The sequence below is a fragment of the Methylobacterium guangdongense genome (assembly GCF_038442355.1).
GTDB classification, from domain to species: Bacteria; Pseudomonadota; Alphaproteobacteria; order Rhizobiales; family Beijerinckiaceae; genus Methylobacterium; species Methylobacterium guangdongense.
Genome location: NZ_JBBXMX010000006.1, coordinates 49,289 through 72,893, shown reverse-complemented (window position 1 = coordinate 72,893; position 23,605 = coordinate 49,289). Strand labels below are relative to the sequence as shown.

The 23,605-nt window shown below is 67.3% G+C and carries 21 protein-coding genes; 3 read left to right on the top strand and 18 right to left on the bottom strand.

The genetic code is table 11. The annotated features are described in order from the left end of the window. Nucleotides 1-1,181 precede the first annotated feature (1,181 nt). Nucleotides 1,182-2,036: a DUF3489 domain-containing protein gene (locus AAHG09_RS13770; RefSeq protein WP_342107872.1), complete on the bottom strand. Its 855-nt coding sequence runs from the start codon at nt 2,034-2,036 to the stop codon at nt 1,182-1,184. Between the two features lie 456 nt (nt 2,037-2,492). Between AAHG09_RS13770 and AAHG09_RS13765 the strand changes: the two genes are divergently transcribed. After that, on the top strand, nt 2,493-3,083 hold the full coding sequence (locus tag AAHG09_RS13765; RefSeq protein ID WP_342107870.1) for a hypothetical protein: 591 nt from the start codon (nt 2,493-2,495) through the stop codon (nt 3,081-3,083). A gap of 484 nt (nt 3,084-3,567) precedes the next feature. Here AAHG09_RS13765 and AAHG09_RS13760 read toward each other — a convergent pair whose 3' ends face one another. Next, nucleotides 3,568-4,272: a hypothetical protein gene (locus AAHG09_RS13760; protein WP_342107869.1), complete on the bottom strand. Its 705-nt coding sequence runs from the start codon at nt 4,270-4,272 to the stop codon at nt 3,568-3,570. Between the two features lie 230 nt (nt 4,273-4,502). Here AAHG09_RS13760 and AAHG09_RS13755 point away from each other — a divergent pair, with 230 nt between their 5' ends. Then, the gene (locus AAHG09_RS13755) at nt 4,503-4,868 is read left to right on the top strand and encodes a hypothetical protein (RefSeq protein ID WP_342107868.1); all 366 of its coding nucleotides are present in this window, start codon (nt 4,503-4,505) and stop codon (nt 4,866-4,868) included. On the opposite strand, the gene AAHG09_RS13750 is transcribed toward AAHG09_RS13755, so the two are convergent. The 11 genes from AAHG09_RS13750 to AAHG09_RS13700 all read right to left on the bottom strand — a co-directional run bounded on the left by AAHG09_RS13750 (nt 4,862) and on the right by AAHG09_RS13700 (nt 18,785). Further along, a complete protein-coding gene (locus AAHG09_RS13750; protein ID WP_342107867.1) occupies nt 4,862-5,836 on the bottom strand; it encodes a lytic transglycosylase domain-containing protein in 975 nt (324 codons plus the stop codon). The two genes, AAHG09_RS13755 and AAHG09_RS13750, sit on opposite strands and share 7 nt — an antisense overlap. A 2-nt stretch (nt 5,837-5,838) precedes the next feature. Beyond that, entirely contained in the window at nt 5,839-6,753 is a 915-nt protein-coding gene (locus tag AAHG09_RS13745; RefSeq protein ID WP_412760037.1) for a CsgG/HfaB family protein, read from the bottom strand. Between the two features lie 71 nt (nt 6,754-6,824). Beyond that, entirely contained in the window at nt 6,825-7,265 is a 441-nt protein-coding gene (locus AAHG09_RS13740) for a curli production assembly/transport component CsgF (protein ID WP_342107866.1), read from the bottom strand. 24 nt (nt 7,266-7,289) lie between these two features. Continuing rightward, a complete protein-coding gene (locus AAHG09_RS13735; protein WP_342107865.1) occupies nt 7,290-7,718 on the bottom strand; it encodes a hypothetical protein in 429 nt (142 codons plus the stop codon). Between the two features lie 97 nt (nt 7,719-7,815). Continuing rightward, on the bottom strand, nt 7,816-8,139 hold the full coding sequence (csgH, locus tag AAHG09_RS13730) for a curli-like amyloid fiber formation chaperone CsgH (protein ID WP_342107864.1): 324 nt from the start codon (nt 8,137-8,139) through the stop codon (nt 7,816-7,818). Between the two features lie 96 nt (nt 8,140-8,235). Further along, on the bottom strand, nt 8,236-9,714 hold the full coding sequence (locus tag AAHG09_RS13725) for a hypothetical protein (protein WP_342107862.1): 1,479 nt from the start codon (nt 9,712-9,714) through the stop codon (nt 8,236-8,238). A gap of 2,344 nt (nt 9,715-12,058) precedes the next feature. Then, nucleotides 12,059-15,307, bottom strand: a complete 3,249-nt coding sequence (locus AAHG09_RS13720) for an efflux RND transporter permease subunit (protein ID WP_342107860.1) — start codon at nt 15,305-15,307, stop codon at nt 12,059-12,061. Nucleotides 15,308-15,318: 11 nt separating this feature from the next. Beyond that, a complete protein-coding gene (locus AAHG09_RS13715) occupies nt 15,319-16,722 on the bottom strand; it encodes an efflux RND transporter periplasmic adaptor subunit (protein ID WP_342107859.1) in 1,404 nt (467 codons plus the stop codon). Nucleotides 16,723-16,847: 125 nt separating this feature from the next. Further along, on the bottom strand, nt 16,848-17,228 hold the full coding sequence (locus AAHG09_RS13710) for a hypothetical protein (protein WP_342107858.1): 381 nt from the start codon (nt 17,226-17,228) through the stop codon (nt 16,848-16,850). 278 nt (nt 17,229-17,506) lie between these two features. Then, entirely contained in the window at nt 17,507-18,526 is a 1,020-nt protein-coding gene (locus AAHG09_RS13705; RefSeq protein ID WP_342107856.1) for an SMP-30/gluconolactonase/LRE family protein, read from the bottom strand. Nucleotides 18,527-18,653: 127 nt separating this feature from the next. Beyond that, nucleotides 18,654-18,785 carry a hypothetical protein gene (locus AAHG09_RS13700; protein ID WP_342107855.1) on the bottom strand — a complete coding sequence of 44 codons (132 nt, stop codon included), beginning with the start codon at nt 18,783-18,785 and terminating at the stop codon, nt 18,654-18,656. Here AAHG09_RS13700 and AAHG09_RS13695 point away from each other — a divergent pair. After that, nucleotides 18,784-19,134 (top strand): hypothetical protein, encoded by a 351-nt coding sequence (locus AAHG09_RS13695; protein ID WP_342107853.1) that lies wholly within the window; start codon nt 18,784-18,786, stop codon nt 19,132-19,134. The genes AAHG09_RS13700 and AAHG09_RS13695 overlap by 2 nt on opposite strands. A 140-nt stretch (nt 19,135-19,274) precedes the next feature. Here AAHG09_RS13695 and AAHG09_RS13690 read toward each other — a convergent pair whose 3' ends face one another. The 5 genes from AAHG09_RS13690 to AAHG09_RS13670 form a co-directional block, all read right to left on the bottom strand. Next, on the bottom strand, nt 19,275-19,556 hold the full coding sequence (locus AAHG09_RS13690; RefSeq protein WP_342107850.1) for a hypothetical protein: 282 nt from the start codon (nt 19,554-19,556) through the stop codon (nt 19,275-19,277). Between the two features lie 205 nt (nt 19,557-19,761). Continuing rightward, on the bottom strand, nt 19,762-20,571 hold the full coding sequence (locus AAHG09_RS13685; RefSeq protein WP_342107848.1) for a GntR family transcriptional regulator: 810 nt from the start codon (nt 20,569-20,571) through the stop codon (nt 19,762-19,764). Further along, the gene (locus tag AAHG09_RS13680) at nt 20,568-21,575 is read right to left on the bottom strand and encodes a Gfo/Idh/MocA family protein (RefSeq protein WP_342107847.1); all 1,008 of its coding nucleotides are present in this window, start codon (nt 21,573-21,575) and stop codon (nt 20,568-20,570) included. The genes AAHG09_RS13685 and AAHG09_RS13680 overlap by 4 nt, the downstream gene beginning before the upstream one ends. Then, nucleotides 21,572-22,735, bottom strand: coding sequence for an ABC transporter ATP-binding protein (locus AAHG09_RS13675; RefSeq protein WP_342107846.1), 1,164 nt, complete (start codon nt 22,733-22,735; stop codon nt 21,572-21,574). Before AAHG09_RS13675 ends, AAHG09_RS13680 begins: the two co-directional genes overlap by 4 nt. Nucleotides 22,736-22,744: 9 nt before the next feature. After that, nucleotides 22,745-23,605 (bottom strand): carbohydrate ABC transporter permease, encoded by an 861-nt coding sequence (locus tag AAHG09_RS13670; RefSeq protein WP_342107844.1) that lies wholly within the window; start codon nt 23,603-23,605, stop codon nt 22,745-22,747.

The following is a 23,605-nucleotide window of genomic DNA, read 5'->3' as shown; positions in this document are numbered from 1 at the left end:
GGTTGCCGAACTTTCGGCGAGACGAAGGCGATTGTTCCCGTTGATCGCCATTTGGCGGCGACGATTTTCTCCCGCCAGAGAGCGCTCACGCCGCTACAGGCAATGTCCGCTCATGCGACGAACGGCGCTTATCGACGAATGACCGGGATGGGCGCGAAGCGGCCGGTCCGCTTTTGGTAAACTGCCATTCCCAGGCGATCGAGATCCCGCAAATCTCGCACCCTGATCGCTTCTCGCACTTCCCTGCTCACGCCGTTTCGCCTCCCTGTTCGCGCTTGTAGGGAAAATGGCGCTAAGCTCCTGCATTGGCTGCGATGTCGCAGGCCAGGATGCGTCCGAAGCGCGCTTTTCCAAAGCTGTTCCCTGTAATTTCCGGGCCACCAGGGAAATTCGTTACGGAGACGGCTTCGCATCCGACTGTCCGCACCACCACTTATTTTCTGCGGAAAATAAGTTAGTGACAACAATGGGTTAGCGAAGAATCTTTTCCATATAAATCCCGACCCATAATCCCGATGCTACCGGACTTGGCCGGCTGATCGGAGAGTTTCGGGCCGCCGTGGCGAAGCGCGACGTCGACCTCGCAGGCCGGGGTCGAAGACGTGTCGACGTGGGGCTCGTCAGGCACCCTTCACGAATCGGCCGCCTGCGAGGTTGCCGGCAGCGCGCCCTCGTCATCAGGATCGATCGCGCCCGCGTCCGGCTTGGCAGATCGGTCCCCGCGCGTCGCCCTGCCTGGCCCACCCATGCGCGAACGCAGGACCGCCTCCCGAACGGCCGCACGTGGTCTAAGGCAACGACAGCGCGGGCCTAGACGATGAAGGCAGCGGCTTCGGCCACGCCCCGAAAAAAGGCATCATCCGGCCGCATATCGGGGTTCGGGCACCGGGTGCCGGCAATCGAGGCTAACCAATCCGTCGATCGACCGTCGGCGGAACCGGCGGCACTCCGCGCCTTCCGATCCGCCGTGTTGTTCCGACGCCGCGCCACCTGCACGCGGCGTCTGCGCCAATTCGGCATGCATGTGGTGGTGTCGAGCCAGCATGTCCCGGATGGTGGCATCGAGGCTGCGACGGCCATCCGTTTCCCGGTCAGTGGCAGCGGGCCGGGGGCGTCCGAGCGCGCGGCGATCATCGGGGAGGCCCGCTTCGGTCGTGAGGCCTCCCCACCGGCGCATGGCGTCAGCGCGCCGCAGCCGATGCGCGCCAGGCGTTCAACCCGTCCGGCCGCCGGGACTTCACGACGTGGAAGCCGCGATGGCAGCGGAGGCGCGAGATCGCCGCACGGATGGTGCGGCTCCTCTGACCGGTCTCGGCGGAGATCTCGGCGAGGGTCGCGCCTCGGGGGCGCGACAGCATGGCGACGACGATGCCCGTGTTCCGCCGCGGCCTCTTCTTGCCCGCCCCGTCCGTGGCACGCGCCCCGGGCCGTATCAGGTAGTCGAAGTGCCCCGGGTCGACGCCGTCGAGGAGGTGTGGAGCCTCGGACCTGAAGGCCGAGGCGACGCGAGACCACCATCCGGAGCGGACGAAGCTCTTGATCGCTCGCTTCCTCGCCGCCGGGCTGCCGTACCGATCCGGCAGGTCCGTCGCGGCGCGGCGGAGCCTCAGCGCGAGAAGCATTGCCTCGACCAGCGCCTTGCCGCCGACACGACGGCCATCGAGCCTCTCGGCCGGGACGAGGTGCCGGATCGCAGCCCAGGTCGTCCGATCCAGGCTGCAGCAGCCGGACGCAAGGAGGCGCTCGGCCTCCTCCAGCCCTCTCTGACGCCGCCGGTCCTCGCGGCTGGGCGGAACGTCCGCGCCCCGGACGACCCGGACCGGCCCCGCGTCGACCGGGGCGCCAGGATCGTAAAAGCCGAGCTCGGCGAGGGCGACCTCGAGGTGGGCGCCGTGCGAGTCCGGGTCCGGTTTCGGGACCACGCGGCGAATCAACGCCCGGACGGCGCACGCGAGGTCCTTGCCCTCCGTGGTCCGGAGATCGATCGCGTCCTCGCCGGAGAGGTCTCGGAGGGCGCAGGGCGCGTTGACCGGCATTCGCCCTCGGACATGGGCACGATCGTAATTCATCGGATCGTCGCGATCGCCAGCCTTCGGATCTCGGCCGATGCGCCCGTGGCGCGGACCGTCAAGTTCTCAGCGCCGCTGCTACCTCAGGGCGAGGTCTGGTCGATCCACTTCGTCGCCGGCCTCAGCCTATCTCGTCTACCTCGTTCGCGGCCGTTTGGCGGAGCGCAACGGCCTGTCCCGCCCACGCGCGATCTTCGTGAGCGGCCGCACGAATGAAAGCCGCCCGGAAGGTTCGCTGGGGCAGCATCAACGTCGCCCTCCACCGGGCGGTCTCCGCTATCCCCCCCTCGTCCTACCTGTATGGTCCCGGTATAGCGCAGCGGCGGTCATAGCTGCGGCGTGACAGCAGCGCTTTATCGCCCGTTAATTCCCTCCCCGTATCCTTGAGCGGCTGCCTGACCGTTCCGGATGCCGCGAAGTTTCATGCGTCTGCTTCTCCGCCGTGACAGCCGACTGATTGGTCTCTCACTCGGTGCGCTCCTGAGCGCGGCAACGTACGCCGCGCCGGCCCGCGCGGACGGAGGCAGCATCAGCCTCGCCGACGCTTACGGCGGGACCACAATTGGGACCGGTGCGATCGCGATCGGGGGCCGCAACGCGTCGACACCCAGCGCACCGGCGTCCGGCAACGCGCTCTTCACGGGCAACGCGGATCTCGGCGGCAGCGCGGTCCCTACGCCTTCCGGAACAGACAACGCGACGACCGTCCGACAGAGGGGCCGGCACACCATCCTCAATGTCGATCAATCGGGGACGGGGAATCGCTTGAACGTCACGCAGGGCGACCTCGCAATGCTGCTCGTCAGCCAAACCGGGACCCAGAACGCGATCCAGATACTTCAGGTTGGGCAGAACGAGACCGCAACCATCAAACAAGACGGGTCATACAACGGCGTCACCGGCATGCAGACCGGATCCGGCGAGAAGGCCACCATCACACAATCCGGCACCCGCAGTTTTGTCGCCTACACGCAGAGCGGAACGGGTTCGACCTTGACCGTTCGCCAACGGTGATCCGCGACGCGACGAACGATGTGTCGAGGCCCGGTCGGTCGCCGGCCCGGATGCATGGCTGACGGGGTGCATCGCTCCCCGAAACGGGGCACCGAGCGCGGTTTCGCGTCGGTCGATTATTCATTCAGCTGAATCGCATCAGACGGTTTTTGCCTTGTGTTCGGGACCGCCGCGCGGTCATGCAGCCAAGCGTCGGAACGCGGTTCCGCCGGCACCTGAGGCGCAATCTTTGACCGCACTTCCGGTTGCACCGATTCCGGCGCGTTGGTGGGGAGCGGGAGCGTATTCGACGATCGGAGACTCTGCGGGCCGAAACCGTCGACGCAGCGCTTCAGCGCAACTGGATCGGGCAGCAACGTGCAATCGTTCACATTGCCCGGCGTCTGTGCGGAAGCGCCAAAGCCCGTCACGCAGAGGATAAGCGCGACTCGGAGTTTCATAGTGTCCCTCGCTAACGGACATGCGGGGTGTCGCAGGTCCGCACTTACCGGCCGGTGGGATTGACCTGAAGAATTTCGATGCTGCTCGGTTCCCCGGGTTTCGGCTTGCGCTTCGGGGGCGGCAGGGCGACGGGGGCGGCAGGTCCACCCGGCTGCGGCTGGGCGGTCGCCACGCGTCCACCCTGGGGGTTCGGCGGCAGGCCGCGCCCGTTCAACCGGCCGAGACGGACCGTCACGCCCTCGACGCGCTGGGTGACCGAATTGAAGGCGCACTCGTACGTGATGCGGACCCATTCCCGCTGCGGGCTCATGAAGCGGATCGAATCTCCCTTGTAGCGCACGACGGCACTGCCGGCCGCCGGCGGATCGGCCTCCTGGAAGATGCCGCCATACGGACGTGTCAGCCACTCGAAGTCGAAGGGCGCTTCGTTCTCGATCCGGGGCGCACAGGATTGCGAGGCCCGTTCGGCCCCCGCGCGCACGCATGCCGCATCGCAGCTGGCCGGTCGCGCCTCGGCGGGCGCCGGGCTCTGGGCTGCCGCGGGCGCCTCGGTCTTCGGAACCTCACCTTTGGGGGCCTCAGCCTTCGGCGTTTGCGCAAACGCGGCCGTCGCCCAGGCCACCGCCGGATAGACGGCGAGGCAGGCAGGCACCCACCGCCGCAGGTCATGGTGCCGCCGGCGCCAGCCACCGGAGCGCGGGGACCCGACCTGGCGTTTCGGGTCGAACGGGATGCCGAGCGTTCTCACAGGGTGATCCTCACGACAAATCGGGCAGCGATCGCGCTACACGGATGTCTTTACTGGCTCAAAATTGAACCGGGAATTATTTCAGAATAAGTTTCCGATACTTTGCAGCGGCGGGCTCGATGCAGCTTCGGGAACCTCCCGGCATGGACAACGTTGGGCCGACAGGTTGGGTCGACAGCTGTTGACAGACGGCGCCCACGATCGATCACCGTGCAGGCCGATCATCTTCCATGTGCAGAAAGCTTATCCTGTCATCCCTTCTCGTCCTGGCATCGGTCACGGGGGTCCGGGCGCAATTCATCGAGCGGCGCAACGTCCCGGTGAACATCAACGACTGCACGTTCGTGCGCGACCCGACGATCCTTCGCGATTGCATTGACCTGATCCAGGGCCAGCGGCTCGGGCCTCCTATCGATCGGAGTCCGTCCGATCCGATCGTCAGCCCGAAGCTCCTGCGGCAGGCCGGCCCCATTCCGGCCGGCAACCGCCGAGCCGATCGCCGGGAGCGTGCGCGCCCGCCGGTCCGGCCCGTCGCGTTCGATCCGGTGCGCGTCGAGCAGGTCGCGCCGCTTCGGCGCGGCACGCGGGCTCAATAGGTCCTCCTGACGATGCAGGCGTTGGACTGACCGCCGACCAGAGCGCACAGCTCGTCCTCTGATCGGGCCGTGGCGTCGAGGCGCCGCGCCTCGATGCGGCGGGGGCCGGCCTTCCCGGCCTTGAGGTGCGAGGTCGGCCGTTCGGCCAGGGGATGCAGCGACAGGGCGCCCGGCATCGTCGGCGACCGGACCGCCAATCCCGGGCCGGACAGGGTCATCTGGTCCGGTCCGCGCTCCAGAGAGGCCCACCGTCCGGCCGGCGCCCAGCCCTCCACCGTCCGGCCGGTCACGATCTGCACGTAGTCGCGCGTCTCCTGCGGCATGCCGGACAGGCCGGCCAACCACTTTTCGACCCGTCCGGGGCCGGCATTGTAGGCCGCCGCCGCGAGCCCGAGACTGCCGAAGCGGACCCAATGATCCCGCAGCAGCTCGGCCGCCTTGATGACCGCCTGACTGGGATCGAACGGGTTGGTTAGACCGCGCTCCAGAGCCGTCGCCGGCATGAACTGCGCGATCCCCAGGGCGCCCTTGGGACTGATCGCGTCGGCCCGCAATCCGCTTTCCTGCCGCAGCAGGCGGTACAGGAAATCGTAGGGCAACCCCGTACGGGCGGCGGCGTCGGAGATCAGCGGACTGAAGCTGACGTTGAGATGCCGGACGGGCCATGCGCCCCAGAGCGCAGTGGCGGGCTGGCCCGGGCCCGCACCCTCCGTGAGCGCCAGCATCGGCTCGGAGGATGCTGGCCGACCGCTGTCGCGCAGGGCGATATCGCGCAGATCGATCGCCGCGATGGGACTGGAGAGGGCCGCCTTCGCCGCGGGCTTGATCTCGGTCGCCTGATCGGGTGCGCCGAAGGACGCCGACGCGATCCGCGGCACGGCGGCGCTGTTGCCGCGGACCTGCGGGATCACGGCGAACGTCAGGAGTGCGGCGGCCGCGGCGAGCGCGGCTGTCAGGCGGACGGTCATGGTCAGTTCTTCGCCGTGACGACGACCTCCCGGTTCGGCGCCTGGGCGACCGCCTCGACGGGGACTTCCCCCTTATCGCGGAGCAGGTACTCATCGACCAGGAGACGTCCGACGCCGGGATCCCGGAAGCGCCAGAGGCCCTTCTTCACGCCCTCCATGATGGTCGAGTAGACGGCGAGCTCGATCGCCTCGCGCACCGCCATCTGGGTGGGCTCGTTGCGGGTGATGCCCGCATCGACGGCCAGCAGCTTGTTGAGCGCGGTGTAGCGGTAGGTGCTGGTATCCAGGGCGACCGAGTAGATCGTCTTGGTCACGGTGACGCTGTCGAGCACCTCGCCGGTCTGCACCGACACGATCCGCATCCCGACCGTGACGATGTCCCGGCGATACTTCACGTCGCCGCCGATGCCGAGGTAGCGCGCACCGAGGCCGCCGGTGATCGTGTTGGCGTCGTAGGCCAGGATGCCGCCCTCGACGATCAAGCCGGCGAAGCGGACCGGGGGCAGCGGCTTGGCGTTCTCGGGCGCGAATTCCGTGCGCGTGGCCCGGATCAGCTGGCGCTCCTGCAGCACGTCGGCGAGGTTGGCGCGTTCGACGACCCGGAACCACGCGCCGTTGCCGGCCCGGCGCAGGGCATCGACCACGAAGGCCGCGCCGCCCTGGGTCACCGCGCGCGAATACTCGGCGATGTTGTCGTTGGGCTTGTTCTGGCCGGTCAGGTCCGGAAAATTGTAGACCGCGATATCGACACTGCGCAAAGGCGGCGGCAGGCTCGTCAGATTGAACCCCGTCGCCGATTGCGGCGTGATGGTGGGCGCCTCCAACAACGGATCGCTGAGCCAGGACCCGGGGGAACACGCACTGGTTGTAAATATGGCGGCGGCCAAGGCGGCGCAGCGCAACAGGTTGCGAACCAAAACAATATCCCCCCGCTTGATGCCGTTATAGCGGTCAATGCTACCCGTGAAGCATCAAGTTTTAGATTTCATTATGGCCCGGACGGAACGGTGACCTGCGTGATTGTTTGTCCGTCGTTGATCGTGACATTCACGTTCGCACCATCGCGCGCGAACGAGATCGTCGTTCCCTGAAAGCTGAATTGGCCACTGTTCTGCGCGTTCTCGCCGAAGATCGCGGACGTGATCTTGTTGGCCAGGGAGCTGTAAAGCTGGGACTGCAGCTGCTGGGCAAAAATTTGGCCAGGCGTCTGCCTCTGCTGCTGCTGCTGAAGCGTGCTCTGGATAGTGGACCGACGCTGCTCCTCGCGTTGGTAGAAATTCTGCGCCGTCGCTTCAGATTGCAGCCAGTTGCCATTGAGCGGACTGCCGCCGAAAGCTGGGTTGACCGGCTGATAGATGAGGTTGCCGGCCTGCGCTCCAGAGGCGGCGAGGGTCAGCAGCGCCGTGACGGCGGTGAGGCTGGTGCGCATCTTCAATCCTCTAACAGACCCGGCCTATCGGCTCTGGACCACGGAAACCGCTTTGCCGACTCCGCCCTGAGTGATTGCGTTGCTCATGCCGGATCCGATCTGCTGGCTGGTCACAGTTGCGCCTTGGCCAAAGAGCTTGATGTCGGAACGATTGTTGTCCCCGATTTGCTGGACGCCGACAGTGTTAGAGCCGATCGTGGTGATCGAACTCGTATTGCCGGTGCCCGTCTGGATGAGGGATAGGGCGTTCTGATCGCCGCGCAGCGTCGCGCTTGCCGCGTTGGAAGAACCGAGTTGTTGCGTCATCGCGACGGAGCGGCCCTGCTGCTCAAGGTTGAGCGCATTGGATTGCCCCGTCTGCGTGACGGAGGCCCGGTTTCCGCCAATCGAGAGAAGCGGGATCGGGATGGTCTCGCGGCCAATCACTGCGTATTCCTGAGCCGGCGTGGCCATTTGCGCCTCGGGGGTCAGGACCGTCTGCGCCGCGGCAGGGCCAGCCCCGAACAGACTCATGAGCGCCAGTGCAGCGCGGCCTTGAAGGGTTGCCTTCCTAGAGTCTCTCATGGACATCCTCGCATTCGGCGCGGCTGTCACCGGACGCTACCAGAAGGTGAGCGGTGTAGCCGCCGCCCGCCTCGACGCTGAGAGCCAGATGTCCGATCGGACTAGCCTCGGAAGGCTTGGCCGTGAACGTTCCGCCCTGATTGAGAACAGAGGTGCCGGCCGGACCCTTCTTCACGACCCGGAGCTGATACGTGCCCACCTTAACTTCGCTTGCGAATACCAATCCCATGATCGATACGGTCGCACCCCGGACCTGTTGGGTCAATTCACAGCGCAGCGCCGGAGGATCGGGAGGAGCAGATAACGGCATACTGTGGCCTCGCGGATACAGAAATGAGGAGGGCCGCACTAGTCAGCGCGGCCCCCACACGGATCTACGCCGCGTATTTTGTCTCTATTGAGACGATTAGCGCTGCGTGACGGTTAGACGGTTTCCGGTGCCGCTCTGAGCGTAGCCCACCGTGTTGGAGTTGTTGTACTGCGACACGGTGGCGTGATTGTCCTGTCCGATCTGCTGGCCATTGATCACGTTGTTATCGCCACTCTGAAGCAGGGTGGCCTGGTTCCGAATACCATCCTGCGTCGAGTTGACGTAGTTGCTGTTGCCGTTCTGCGTCACCATCAGCATCGCCAAGTCGCTGCCAGACGTCTGGTTGCTGAACACCTGGTTCGAGTTGCCGACCTGGACGGACGTCATGGTGCCGCGCGAACCGTACTGATCGTTTCTCAGGTAGTTGCTATTGCCCTGCTGCAGGACATCGGCCGTGTTGCCTGAACCGCGCTGCGTGTTGAACAGCTGGTTATAGTTGCCGTTCTGATAAGCGGCCTGCTGATAGGGATAGCGGAACTCAGATCCGGGCCCGCGCAGAGTGTTGTTCTCGCCGCCCTGCGAGGAGGTTGCGTAGTTGCCGGTGCCGGCCTGCTGGAGGCTGGCGTAGGCGTTATAGCTGCCGCTGTCCTGCGCGATCGAAGCGTAGTTGCCATCTCCCTGACGCTGGAAAATGGCGGCCGTCCCAGCGTTGCCGTACTGGGTGGTGTAAGCCTGGTTGCTGTTTCCGTCGTACTGGAAGGTGTACGCTTTGTTGCTATTCCCGCTCTGTGTTGCTTGGATGACGTTCCCGACATTGGTGCCAGAATTGTAGTAATTCTGCTGGCCAGCATCGACACGGTTGTTATTGCCGGTCTGCGTCACGGTGATCGCACTGAACGCCTGATTATTCTGATAAGCGCCGGCGTAATTCTGATTCTGGAGCGAAGTTCCCGTCTGCGTGACCGAGATGCTGCTGTTGCTGGTCGTCGAGGCCTGGTTGGTTGACACCTGGTTGCCATCGCCCGACTGGCGCACGGTCTGCCGGTTCTCGGTGCCGCTCTGGATCAAGCTGAACTCGCCGCCATTGGAGCCGTCCTGGCGCAGATCAATGGTGCTGCGCAGGGCGTTGGCGTCCTGCTTGATCAGATTGCTCGCAGTGGACTGATCATTCGAGTCCAGGAAGACGCGGCCCGAGACTTGACCATTGTTGCTGCCGTTCTGCAGTAGCTCGACGCGGCCGTCCCGACCCTGCTGCAGCACGTTCGCGGTGTTGTTCGTGCCAGCCTGAGAGCCGACATCGAAACCGAGGGCGTTGCTGGTGCCGGTCTGGTTAACGGTCAGGGCATTGCCGTAACCGGACTGCTGGAATGAATGGCCGCTGTAGCCGACATAGTTATTACCGCCGTCGCCAGCAGTCAAAACACGGCCGTTGTCATCCGAATTTTGATTGATGACAATGCTTCCACCAGCGCCCGATTGGTCAGTGTAGGACTGGTTGCTGCCGGCAGCGAAGGCGGCACCCGCGAGAGCGCAAGCCGCGACGCCCATGGACAGGCCGAGAAGATGCTTTTTCATGGATTGAGTCTCCCTTGAAGACTTTGAATTCGTTGGACGCGCCATCTCGTGGGGTGCGTCAGGTGTCGTTCCGGAACATCCACCCCGATCGAACCTTAGGCATTTAGTAACCGATTTTTTCCGGGCGTCTAGCCACGAAATGCGGGCTAAGCAGTTTTCGCGTTTTGCGCAGACTAATTTACCACATCGAATATTGATTAACTCTGGGAGATGGACTACGGCGCGAGGCAAAACACGCGCAGCACTTCGCATCCCGGGCGCGGAATGGCGCACGGGTCGCGATCGACCAATCTGAATTGATTAATTCCGGCCCTATACGCGGCCTGACCGCGATCCGCCCGCGGCCTACACTGCATTTACAGCCTTAACCATTGCGGATCGGCCTGTCCAGCGAAATTCGATAGAATCGGATGTCTGTGATCTCGATATACTGATGGTATCTGTTTTGAAGATTTGGAGATAGCAAAAATCGATGATCCGATGTGCTCACTGACAATAGTCGATACAATTTGAACTTAACAGCCAAGCTTGCCGTCGGCTTAAGCCGGATTCTACTCAATGAAAAAAAATTCTAACTTTATCCGGTCCGGCGAGGCGCGAATTGCTTGGAACACGATCTTTCACGCCGGCTATCTCAAGCGCTGCAACGCGCCGTCGGCGAGGCGGCGCCGATCGCGGAGGGTGGCCTCCTTGCCACAGCACCGGCGGCAGAGGTTCAGTCAGGAGTTGTGGATGACGCCTCTGACCGAATCGACCGCTCCGCGGCAGAGCGGGAGCGCCTCCGGCGGGCGACATTCGAGATGCGGCTCTTGATCGGCATTTCGGTGAAAGTTGGCGCCGGAGCGCGCCGCGGCCTCGCGATCCGGTGCGGTCTGCCCTTCGACACGCCGTGGTGTGAGGGATGAGTGCGTTCCTGATTGTCCGCGTCAGCCTCGTGCGGGCGACAGCGGATTTCAGCCGGGCGGCAGCCGGCACCAGAGGATGGATGTCCGCCCGTCGGTTGGCTCGGGCGGCCATACCTGCACCGACGCCGGAGCCGCGCCCCTTCACCCCAAGTCCGTCAGCGGGGCTCTTCGCTCCGAATGCGAACTCCTGACACGCCATCGCTTCCGCTCGCATGCGGAGGCATGGATCTCGGCCGGGCCGCGAGCGGCGTGTGATGACGGCCTGCTGGGGTCGGCCCGGCATCGGGCTCGCCTCGAAGGCGAAGACCGGCATTTCACGAACGGCGTCGATCTCGTCCTGCACCCGCAGAAGGTAGTCAGATACGACCCGGACAGGAGCTGCATAGCGTCGTCGATGGCCTCAACCTGCGCCTGCACCGCTTCTCAGCAACGTCGGCATGACCGGCGCGTTGCCGTAGGCGATGACCTGAGCACCGCAGGCAGGATGGGTTCCTCGCCGTGCGCGGAGCCGCTTCGGGCAGGCCTCAGCCTTTTCGTGGGCTGGCCTTCACGACGCTGACGCGCCGTCCGCACGGCAGCCATGAAGCCGCAACTGATGAACGGGAGCGTCTGGCCGAAGACGATGTGTCCGCTCGCCGACTGAGCGGTGCCGATGACCATGAACGAACAGACGCCATACCGTTCGAGCTCGTGCCGCTGGTGCGTGCCCCTGGCATCTTCGATGGCGAGGGAGCACTGGGCCGGTCATCGGCATGGCCATTCTATCGGCTTTGAGCGGAGGGCCGGAAGTGCCGAGGAGCAGACCTTTTGTTGAGACCGCCCCGATGTCTGCTTCGGAGAAGTCACCAAACGCGACTGGGCGGCCGAGATGGGCGCAAAGCAGCTGGTCTGCTCCTGGCAAAGCGTCGTTCCCAAGCCAACGGTCATCCTGCGAATCCCGGACCCTAATTGTTTTCGTAATTCCCTGCACGCGCTGTTTTGGTTCATTGCTCACGCTCGTGGGGAAAACGCCGCTCAGCTACTGTATCTGCTGCGATGTCCCGAGCCGCCATGCGTCCGGCGCGTTTTACCGAAGTCTTTCCCTATTGTTTCCGCGCCAATAGGGAAATTTCTTACGGAGACGGGTTCGCATCAGACTGCCCGCACCACCAGGCTTTCCTGGTGAATTGATAGCGTCTTAGTCTGTGTGGCGATTGTGCCGCTGCAGCCGGGGTTTAGCGGCGGCCCGATAAATTTTCAGACCGTCCGACCACGCCTCTGACGGCCGCATTCAGGCGCGGAGGCATCCGTGGTCTCGCTCTCGCGAATGACGTTTCGTCGGCGACCGGTCCCCAGGCCGAGCCGAACGGGGTGTCGTCCTGTCCCGCCGCCGGCTCGGCCGGACATGCCGGCGCGAGGACGGCCGGCGCGGCCGCGGGACGGGACGGCTCCGGATCGTCCTATTCCGCCGCCTTGAGGCGGGGCTGATCCGGCTCCCGCGCCTGCGGCGCGGCCTTGGCGGGCCCGACCCTGCCGAAGCGCGCGTAGAGGGCCGGCAGCACCACCAGCGTCAGCAGGGTGGCGCTGATCAGGCCGCCGATGACCACGGTGGCGAGCGGGCGCTGGATCTCCGCGCCGGTCCCGGTGGCGATGGCCATCGGAACGAAGCCGAGCGAGGCGACCAGCGCCGTCATCGCCACCGGCCGCAGCCGGGTCATGGCCCCCTCCAGGATCGCCTCCCGCTTCGGGCGGCCCTCCACCACGAGCTGCTTGATGAAGGTCAGCATCACCAGCCCGTTGAGCACCGCCACGCCCGAGAGCGCGATGAAGCCGACCGCCGCCGGCACCGAGACCGGCATGCCGCGCAGCCACAGGGCCGCGATGCCGCCGGTCAGCGCCAGCGGCACGGCGCTGAACACCAGGAGCGCGTCCCGCGGCGAGCCCAGGGCCGAATAGAGCAGCAGGAAGATCAGGAAGAAGCAGACCGGCACCACCACCAGGAGCCGCTGCTTGGCCGAGGCGAGGTTCTCGAACTGCCCGCCCCAGGTCACGTAGGATCCCGGCGGCAGCGGCACTTGGCTCCCGACCTTTCCTTGCGCCTCCGCCACGAGCGAGCCGATGTCGCGGCCGCGGACGTTGGCGGTGACGACGACCCGCCGCTTGCCGTTCTCGCGCGAGATCTGGTTCGGCCCCTCCGTCACCGAGAAGCGCGCGACCTGCTTGAGCAGGACCGAGCTCGCCTTGCCGTTCGGGCCGGGCGGCAGCGGCACCGGGATGTTCTCCAGCGCCTCCCGATCCTCGCGGACCGTGTCGGTGAGGCGCACCACGATGGGGAAGCGCCGGTCGCCCTCGAACACGACGCCGGCCTCCTTGCCGCCGATGGCCGCGCCGATGACCTCCTGGATGGCGCCCGTGCTGAGGCCGTAGCGGGCGGCCTCGGCCTTGTTGATCGTGATCTCCAGGAACGGCAGGCCCGCCGTCTGCTCGACCTTCACGTCCTCGGCGCCATCGATGCCCTTCAGGACCGCCGCGATCTGGTTGGCGGTCTTCAGCATCGGCGCGAACTCCTCGCCGAACACCTTCACGGCGAGGTCGCCGCGGGTGCCGGCCAGGAGCTCGTTGAAGCGGAGCTGGATCGGCTGCGAGAACTCGTAGACGTTGCCCGCGAGCGCCCCCACCGCCTTCTCGATCTGCTCCTGAAGGTCGGCCTTCGACAGGCTCGGGTCGGGCCACGCCTCCTGCGGCTTGAGCATGACGAAGGTGTCGGACGAGTTCGGCGGCATCGGGTCGGAGGCGACCTCGGCCGTGCCGGTCTTCGAGAAGACGTACGCCACCTGGGGAAATTTCGAGACCGCCTTCTCGACGTTGAGTTGCATCGCCTGCGACTGGCTCAGCGAGGTCGACGGGATGCGGGTGGCATTGAGCGCGATGCTCTTCTCGTCGAGTTGCGGGATGAACTCGGTCCCGAGCCGGCTGAACAGAAGACCCGCCCCGACGAGCAGCAGCAGGGCCGCCCCGATGAAGGCAAACGGACCCCGCACCGCCGCCCCGAGCACCGGCCGGTAGACGGCCTTCAGCGTCCGGATGATGCGGTTGTCCGTCTCGGTCACCCTGCCGGTGATGACGATGGCGATGAGCGACGGCACGAAGGTCAGCGACAGCACGAAGGCGGCGATCAGGGCGATGATCACGGTCAGCGCCATCGGCTCGAACATCTTGCCTTCGACCCCGGTGAAGGTCAGGAGCGGGACGTAGACCAGGACGATGATCGCCTGCCCGTAGAGCGAGGGCTTGATCATCTCCTCGGCCGAGGCCCGCACCGTCGCCAAGCGCTCCGCGGTGTCGAGGGTCCGCCCGAGCGCGTGCTGGCGCTCGGCGAGGTGGCGCAGCGCGTTCTCGGTGATGATCACCGCCCCGTCGACGATCAGCCCGAAATCGAGGGCGCCCAGGCTCATCAGGTTCGCCGAGATCCGCGCCTCGACCATGCCGGTCATGGTCATCAGCATCGCCACCGGGATCACCAGCGCGGTGATGAGAGCGGCGCGGATGTTGCCGAGCAGCAGGAACAGGATGAAGATGACGAGGGCCGCGCCCTCGGACAGGTTCTTGATTACCGTTCTCACGGTCGCCTCGACGAGGCGGGTCCGGTCCAGGACGGTCTGGACCTCGACCCCGGGGGGCAGGCTCCTGCGGATCTGGTCCATCCGCGCGTCGACGGCGGCGGCCACCGTGCGGCTGTTCTCGCCGATCAGCATCAGCGCGGTGCCGATGACGACCTCCTGGCCGTCCTCGCTCCCCGAACCGGTGCGCAGGTCGCGCCCGATGCGGACCTCGGCGATGTCCTTGACCCGCACCGGCACGCCGCCGCGGGTCGCGACGACCACGTTGCCGATGTCGTCCATGGTCTCCAGCCGCCCGGCGGCGCGGACGACGTAGCCCTCGCCGTTATCCTCCAGGTAGCGGGCGCCCTGGTTGGCGTTGTTGCTCTCCAACGCGCGGGCGACGTCGGCGAAGGAGAGGTCCAGCGAGGCGAGCGTGTTGGGGTCCGGCTGGACGTGATACTGCTTCTCGAAGCCGCCGATGCCGTCGACCCCGGCCACCCCCGGCACGGTCCTGATTTGCGGGCGGATGATCCAGTCCTGCACGGTCCGCAGGTAGGCTTTCTGCTCCAGCTCGGTTCTCAGGCGCTGGCCCTCGGGCGTGAGGTAGCTGCCGTCGGGTTGCCAGCCGGGCTCGCCCCCGGCCGCGACCGTCCGCTCGCCCGGCTTCGCGTAGCGGATCGACCACATGTAGATCTCGCCGAGGCCCGTCGAGATCGGCCCCATGGCGGGCTCGGCACCCGGCGGCAGGTCCCGCTTCACCTGGGACAGGCGCTCGGCGACCTGCTGGCGGGCGAAGTAGATGTCGAGCTTCTCGGCGAAGACGGCGGTGACCTGCGAGAAGCCGTTGCGCGAGAGCGAGCGGGTGTAGTCCAGACCCTTGATGCCGGCGAGCGCGGTCTCGACCGGGTAGGTGACCTGCTTCTCGATATCGACCGGCGAGAGCGACGGCGCCGTCGTGTTGATCTGCACCTGGTTGTTGGTGATGTCCGGGACGGCGTCGATGGGCAGCCTGGTCACCGCGTAGCCGCCGAAGGCGGCCGCAAGCAGCGACAGGAGCAGCACCAGCCAGCGCTGGTGGACGGAGACATCGAGGATCTTCGAGATCATGTCGGCCCTCCTCAATGGTCGTGGTCGGCTTCGCTCTTTCCGAGCTCGGCCTTGAGGAGGAAGGTGTTGGCGACGGCGATGTCCTCGCCGGGCTTGAGGCCGGACACGACCTCGTAGGCGTCGTCGTCCGAGCGCCCGAGCTCGACCGGGCGCTTCTCGAATCCCTCGCCGGTGCGGACGAAGACGACGCGCTTGCCCGCGACGGTCTGGAGCGACGCCTTGGCGACCCGCACCGGCACCCGGTCGATCTCGGTCTCGACCTCGGCCGTGACGTAGGTCCCCGGGCGCCACGCCATGTCGGCGTTGGGCAGCGAGACCACGACCCTGGCGGAGCGGGTCTCGGCGTTCAGAAGCGGGCTGACGAACACGACCTTGCCCTGCTCGCTGCGGCCGCCGCGGTTGACGGTGACCCGCGCCCCCTCCCGCACCGCGTCGAGGTCGGAGGTCGGCACCGCGAGGTCGATCCACACCGTCGAGAGGTCGGCCACGGTGTAGACGTCGGCCGGGTCGCCCTCCTTGCCGACGGCGGTGCCCACGTCGACCTTGCGCTCGACGATGCGGCCGGAGATGGGCGCCCGCAGCTCGTACTGGCGGAGCGTCGAGGCGTTGGGCGTGGCCTCGTCGCGCTTCTGCGCGGCGGCGACCTCGGCGGCGTTCAGGCCGAGCGCCGAGAGCTTCTGCCGGGCGAGGTCGACCCGGAGCTGGTTCTCCTGGAACGTGGCCTTGGCGTTGTCGAACGCCGCCTGGGACGCCGCCGCGGAGGCGAGCAGCCGCTGCTGGCGCTCGAAGTTGATCTTCTGCAGGTCGGACTGGACCAGGGCGGTGAGGTACTCGCTCTTGGCGTCGGCGACCTCGCGGCTGTCGAGGACGGCGACGACGTCCCCCTTCCGGACGTCGTCGCCGAGGCGCTTGCGCATCTCGGACACGGTGCCGACGACCCGGGCCGGGACGCGGGCGATCCGGTCGGCGTCCGTCGTGATCGTGCCCGGCACGAGGATGTGCCGCGACAGCAGGCCGCCCTCGGCCTTGGCCACCTTGATGGCCTGCCCCTCGATCTGCTCGGCGGTCATCGTGACGTGACCCTCCTCGGCCTCAGCCTCGGCATGCGCGTGCTCGCCGTGGGCGTGTCCGTCGCCGGTCTTGGGGGCCGCGGTCTTGGGTTCCGCGGTCTTGGGTTCAGAAATCTTGGGTTCCGCGGTCCTGGCAGGGGTCGCTTGGCCGGGATCGTGCCGGTCGCCCGCGTCGCGGCGGGGCTCCCCGGGCGTCGCGGGTCCGGGCCCGGCGGCGAAGGTCGGGACGGTCGGCGGCAGCCCGGCCGAGGCGAGGACGCCCCTGACGAACTGGGACACGGCGGGAACGGCGGCGCCCACGAGGACGCCGGCGGCCACGAGGGCCGCGGTCAGGAGAATGCGCATGATGCCTGCTCGTCGGGACGCCGGAGCCGTGGCGGCTCCCCGGGGCGGTCCCGTTGCGGTGACGTGAGGGTACGGTCCCGGGCGCTTGACCCGGGATTCAGGACGCGCGCCGTCGCGGCGTCACCTCAGGCGCGTGGCGGGCGCGGCAGGCGGTCGGGAAAGATCGATGAAAGGGCCACGTCGACCGGGGCGTAGCAAGGCCGGGTGAGCGTCACCGGCGGCGCGGCCATCAGACCGTCCCAGGGCATGGCAATGTGGCAGCCGCAATGGACGTGGCAGGCGACGCCCGGATCGGCCTTGTGGGACGAGTCCGCGATCAGGTCCGACCCCACGGCCAGTTCGGTCCGGTCGTTCCCCGGATGGCCCTGATGGTACGCGAGGTCCTCGGCGAGGCCCGCCATCGGCAGCGAGACCGCCAGGGCCAGGACGAGCACGAGTGCGCGGGCGGCGGTCGCCCACCACCCCGTCCATGGTCCGAAGGCTTTATGGCGTTGCGCCGAACTCATCGCGCCCCTTATGCGCGATTCCGACGCCCGGCCACAAGCCGCCGGGGCCGGATCCCCGTCTTTCAGGCAGGCGCCGACGCCTTCGCGGTGCTGAACGTCACCCCCAGCCCCGATTCAACGCATCGGACAAGGCCGTTTCGACGACGGCCAGCGTCGTCACGACCATCACGACGACGGGCGGCCATGCGGCCGTGCCGGCCTCATCCGCTGATGGCGTCCGCCCCGCACAATGGGGCGGAGTTCGCACATGGCGAGCGCCCTGGGATGGCCGCGACCCGCTAGGGTACCATCGCCCCCTGCGTCTCGACATAGACCGCGTAGATCGAGGTGCTCGCCGCCATGAACAGCCGGTTCCGCTTCGGCCCGCCGAAACAGAGATTGGCACAGGTCTCGGGCAGGTGGATCTTGCCGATCAGGTCGCCCGATGGCGCGTAGCAGCGCACGCCGTCCTCGCTCGGGTCAGCCCATCCCATGGAGCACCAGACATTGCCGTCGACGTCGGTGCGGACCCCGTCGGTGAAGCCCGGGGCAAAGCCCTCCGCGAAGATGCGATCGCCGGTGAGCCGGTCGCCCGCGACCGTGAAGGCGCGGATATTGGATCGCCCGTCATGGGTGATGCCGGAATCGACGACGTAGAGCGTCTTCTCGTCGGGCGAGAAGGCGAGGCCGTTCGGCCGGTCGATGCCCTCCGCCGCCACCTGGGCCCGTCCGGTCGCGGGGTCGAGGCGGTAGACCCGGGTCGGCAGTTCCGCCTTGGCCTTGTGACCTTCGTAGTTCCCGTCGATGCCGTAGCCCGGATCGGTGAACCAGATCGCGTTGTCGGAGGCCACCACCACGTCGTTGGGCGCGTTGAGCGGCTTGCCGTCGAACGTGTCGATCAGGACCGTGATCGTCCCGTCCGGCTCGGTGCGGGTCACCCGGCGGGTGTCGTGCTCGCACGTGATCAGCCGGCCCTGGCGGTCGCGGGTGTTGCCGTTCGCGTAGTTCGCGTTTGCCCGGTAGACGCTGACGTGGCCGTTCTCGAGCCAGCGCATGATCCGGTTGTTCGGGATGTCGCTCCACAACAGGTAACCGCCGTCCCGGAAGTAGACGGGGCCTTCCGCCCACCGGAAGCCGGTGGCGATGCGCTCGATGGCGGCGTTGCCGACCTTGTAGCGGAAACGCTTGTCGATCGCCTCAACCCGCGGATCGGGATAGCGCGTGCCCGGCAGGTCTCCCAGGGGCAACCGGTCGGCCTGCGCCACGACCGTGGTCGCGATCAGGGCAGCGGTATCCGCCAGGATGTCACGTCGATTCATCGCTCGTCTCCCCCGTCCGGTCTTCGCGCCGGACGGGGGATTGTACGGAAGCCGGGCGCTGTGTCGCGCGGATTTCTGATCGCTGCGCGGATCGTTCCGCTCTGCGCCTGTCAGCTCTCCGACGTCCCTACGGCGTTGCGCAGAAACCGGTCTTCGACGGGGTCGGCATGCGCGCGACGCGTTCCATCGGCGCTACGGCCGTGCCTGCACCGGCCTTCGACGCTAGTTCATCGTCGAAGACATGAACGGCCAGGATCATGGCGGCTTCCTTCACCGCAGACAGCCTGCCGGCGGCCCTCGGCCTCGGATTGCAGCCGTGGATCGCCGCCATCGACACGGCGACAGCCGGCATGGGCCAGCACGCGTCGGCGGTGGCGGCGAACGCATCCACCGGGATCCGTCGACGGATCATGCCGACGCCCCTGCTTGATCACGCACTCGCGCAAGCGCGGCTGGCCACCGACGCCTTCGCGGTCGCAGTCGACGAACAGAGAGCGGATGCCGCTCGGCTACGTGCCGATGCCATCGCGGCGATCGGCGAGTTGATCATGTGGCTGCAGGATGCAAAGGCCAACGCGGTCACGGACGAGCTGGGGCTGGGGTGGTGAAACCCGCGCTTCACGGGCAGAAGACCGCCAATCGACGGTCGGCCATCGGCTTATCGATCGTGCCGCCCTGATCTCAGGCGCGTGAGAAAAGGGCGACAGATGTATCCGCGTGCTGTAGTTCGGCCGCGCCGTTGCTCAAATCAGTAGTCGTAGCCGCGCCGCTGGTTTCCAGGAGGCGGACCATAGCCAGTCCCGCGCGGCTGAACGCGCGCGCCATAATCAATCTCGCGCCGCGCCTGCCGATTGGCCAGAGCCCGCCCCGCCAAGCATCCGGCAACGGCGCCGACGACGCCGCGCTCGGCAAGATAGTGGCCAGCGATGCCCCCGATGATCGCACCCTTGATGCAACCCTTCGCTTCCGCGGCACCGACGCTCATGAGCGTTACGAGGGCGATGGCCGATGCATACCCTGCACGTCGCATGTTGTTGCTCCTGGCTGATGGCCAGAAGAACGGACTTTGCCGCGACAACGTTCCGGCTGATGCGCGCGGAGGCTTTGCCTCTGTCCCCGGCGACGCGACCATCAGGGCGAAGGCCCCTCCCTCATGGGGGAGCCTCACGCACGTGGCCCCGTGTCGTGTCGTGGGTGATCTCGCCGGTCGGGCCTTGATTGGCCGTCTATCCCCCTCATTCGTAGCAAGACGAGAACGGTTCCGAGTCGGTCATCACGGTCTCGGTCAGCGCCGATGGCTTTCGTCGCATGAGCGCACGCGACGAAGCCTTGCGTGACGAGCCCGTCGATGTCCGCGCGCCGCCACGCTCGTCCGTGGCGATGCGCGCGAGATAGTCGGCCTTGCTGGCCTGCATGTGATCGACGCAGAGTTGCGCGAGCGCCCAGTGATCGCGCCCGCGCAAGAGGTCGATCATGATCCGATGATGATCGATCGAGACCCGGAGGCCATCGGCGTCCGCCAAGTTCTTGGCGCGCATCGGCAAGGTCAGGCCCATGTAGTCGGTGAGCGTGCGCACGAGGTACGGGTTCCCGCAGGCCTCGAACAGGGCGATGTGGAAGGCATCGTTCGCCTCATGGATGCCGCGCAGGTCGCGCTTCTCCACCGTGTCGCGGTAGGCCGCCTGCAATGCCTCGAGCCGGGCGATCAGCTCGGGCTCGACCGGCAGCGCGATCATCAGCATCGCCTGGCGCGTCAGCATCTCGCGGACTTCGTAGATCTGAAGCACTTCCTCGGCAGAGTAGGACCGGACCGTCGCCCCGACGTTCCGCTCCCGCCGCACGACGCCCCGACGCTCCATCTCGACGAGGGCTTGGCGAATGAAGTGGCGGGAGGTGCTGAAGCGCGCCATCAGGGCGTCCTCGGTCAGGCGCGCCCCGGGGGCGAGCCGTCCGAAGATGATGTCCTCCTCCAGGCGCGCCACGATGGCGCCGATGCCCGCGGGCCGGAAGAGCGGGACGAGATCCGGGGCTCCGTCCCCGGTCATCGCGCCTCCGCCCGGCCCGCCAGCCGGTAGCAATCCTCCACGAGCCGCAGGGTCTCGAGATTATCGGCCGGCGCCGTCTCGAACGGGGCGCCGTCGTCCAGACGGTCGATGAAGTGGGCGATCGCGGCCGTGTAGGACTCTCCGTAGGTGGCGGCGAGGTCGAAGGTCCGGGTCCGCGTCTCCCGTCCCGTCATCGCCAGTTCGGCCCCCTGGAGCCGGATCGCGCCCTCGGGGCCGAGGATCTCCAGGCGATCGGGGGAAGCGGGTGGGGCACCGTGGGCCGCGAAGGTCGCGAACACCTGCACGGCGACCCCGCCCGGGCCGGAAAGCTGGATCAGCGCCGTATCCTCCCCCGCGAGGTCCGGGCAGGTCCGGCCGGTCGCGCAGGCGGTGACCCGCAGCGGCCCGAGCAGCATGCGCAGCGTGTCGAGGTGGTGGATCAGGACCTCGGCGACGAGCATCCGGGCCTCGTCGCGCATGAACGGCTGGCGTTCCAGGGCCGGAAACAGGCCCGCCTCATCCGGGAGCGTGCCGCTCGTCACGAGTTCCAGCCGCGCCGCGAAGGGCCGCCCGATGGCCCCCGCGCGGAGCCACGCCGCGGCCTCCCGGTAGTAGGCGCGGAACCGCCAGTTCTCGTGCACCATCAGGCGCGCCCGGCCCTCCACGGCGGCGACCAGCGCCTGCGCCTCCGCGAGGGTCGGGGCCAGGGGCTTCTGGCAGAGGATCGGCAGCTCGCGCTCGGCCGCCAGGCGGACGAGGGCGGCATGCGCCGCCCGGGGCGCCGCGATGTCGATCGCGTCGAGGCCGCCCGCATCCAGCATCGCGCCCGCGTCTGCGTAGGTGTGCGGGATCTGGAATGCCTGGGCGCGGGCCGCGCGCCGCTCGGCCGACGGGTCGGCGATCGCGACGATCTCGGCGCGGCCCCTCAGGGCGGCCCAGCCCGCCAGATGGTGCTGCGCGACCCATCCGGCCCCGATCAGGCCGATCCGCCGGACGGCGCTCACGGGATCGCTCCGGCCCGCCCCGGGGCGCCGGCCGGTCCGGTGCCGGCGGATCTGACCTGCGCGGGGATGGCCGCCGTGGTCCGCGCGTCGAACAGGAAGGCGGCGTCGGGCCGGAAGAACAGGTCGACGACCGCGCCGACCTCGGCCCGCGTGTCCCGCGGCAGGCGCGCCGTGCATTCGGCTCCGCCCTCCGTCTCGACGGCGAGGAGCGTCTCGGCGCCGAGCGGCTCGACGGCGAAGACCCGCCCGCGGATCCGGCCCGCCTCCGCGCTTCCGGTGGAGGCCGCCGCGAGGTGCAGGTCCTCCGCCCGGACGCCGAGCACCACCTCCTGGCCGGTGAGCGGGGCCAGCGCGGCGGGCGCCCAGCGCGTGAGCGCGGTGTCGATCGCGGGCGTGCGGATCCGGTCCCCGGCGGCAAGGGGCACGGTGAACAGGTTCATGGGCGGCGATCCGAGGAAGCGGGCCACGAAGGTGTCGGCCGGGTTCCAGTAGACGTCGAGCGGCCTGCCGACCTGGGCGACGCGCCCGCCGTTCATCACGCAGATCCGCGTCCCCATGGTCATCGCCTCGACCTGGTCGTGGGTCACGTAGATCATCGTGGAGGCGAGCCGGTGATGCTGCTTGATCAGCTCGTTGCGCGTGTTGACGCGCAGGGCCGCGTCGAGATTCGACAGCGGCTCGTCGAACAGGAACACCATCGGCTCGCGCACCATCGCGCGCCCCAGGGCGACGCGCTGGCGCTGCCCGCCCGACAGGGCCTGGGGCTTGCGGTCGAGGCAGGGCACGAGGCCCAGCATCGCCGCCGTCTCGCCGACACGCCGCTTGACCTCGGCGGGCGGGGTCCGGCGGCGCTTGAGGCCGAAGGCGAGGTTCTCGCCTACCGTCATGTGCGGGTAGAGCGCGTAGGACTGGAACACCATCGCGATGTCGCGGTCCTTGGCGGGCACGTCGTTCATCGTCCGCCCGTTGATCGAGAGCGTGCCGGACGAGATGGTCTCGAGGCCCGCGATCATGCGCAGGGTCGTGGACTTGCCGCACCCGGACGGGCCGAGCAGCACCATGAACTCGCCGTCCCCGATCGTGACGTCGACGTTGTCGACCACGACCGGCCCGCCGGAGCCGTAGCGCTTGCAGATCTTGGAGAGCTGAACGACGGCCATCGCGGCCCCTTACTTGACGGCGCCCGCGGTCATGCCGCGGATCAGCTTCTCGGAGAAGAAGACGTAGGCGACGATCACGGGCACGACCGAGATCATGACCCCGGCCGCGATCATGCCGATGTCCTGGAAGTGGTCGCCCATGAAGGCCCGGATGCCGATCGGCAGGGTGCGCTTGTCCGGATCGGTGATCAGCACCACCGCGAACAGGAACTCGTTCCAGAGCTGGATGAAGTTCAGGATCAGGGTGGTGGCGATCGCCGGCATGCCGATCGGCAGGACGATGCGGCGGAAGATCTCGATGTCGCCGTAGCCGTCCATCTTGGCGGCGTCGAAGAGATCCTGCGGGATCCGGGCGAAGAATCCCTCCAGCAGGTAGACCGTCAGCGGCAGCTGGAGCGAGACGTAGACCAGCGTCAGCCCGAGGAGGCTGTTGTAGAGGCCGTAATCGACCAGGATCTGATAGAGCGAGATCAGCGTGATCTGCGGCGGGAAGATGATCGACGAGAACAGGATGCCGTAGAGGATCCGGTTGCCGCGGAAGCGGTAACGGGCCAGGGCGTGGGCGGCGGCCGCGCCGACCAGCGTCACCACCGCGACCGCGGCGACGACCACCACGGTCGAGTTCCAGAAATAGGTGGCGAAGTCGGAATCGACCCAGGCGATCCGGAACTGCTCCCAGTGGAACGGGCGGGGCCACGCGTAGTGATCGGCCGAGATCTCGCCCGTGGTCCGCACCGACATGGTGGCCAGCCACAGGAACGGCCCCAGCGTGTAGGCGGTGTAGGCGGCGATGACGACCGCGAGGGCGGTCCGGCTCGCCAGGAAGCCGCCCCGCCCGGCGGCCGGAGGCAGGGTCGCGTCGACGCTCAC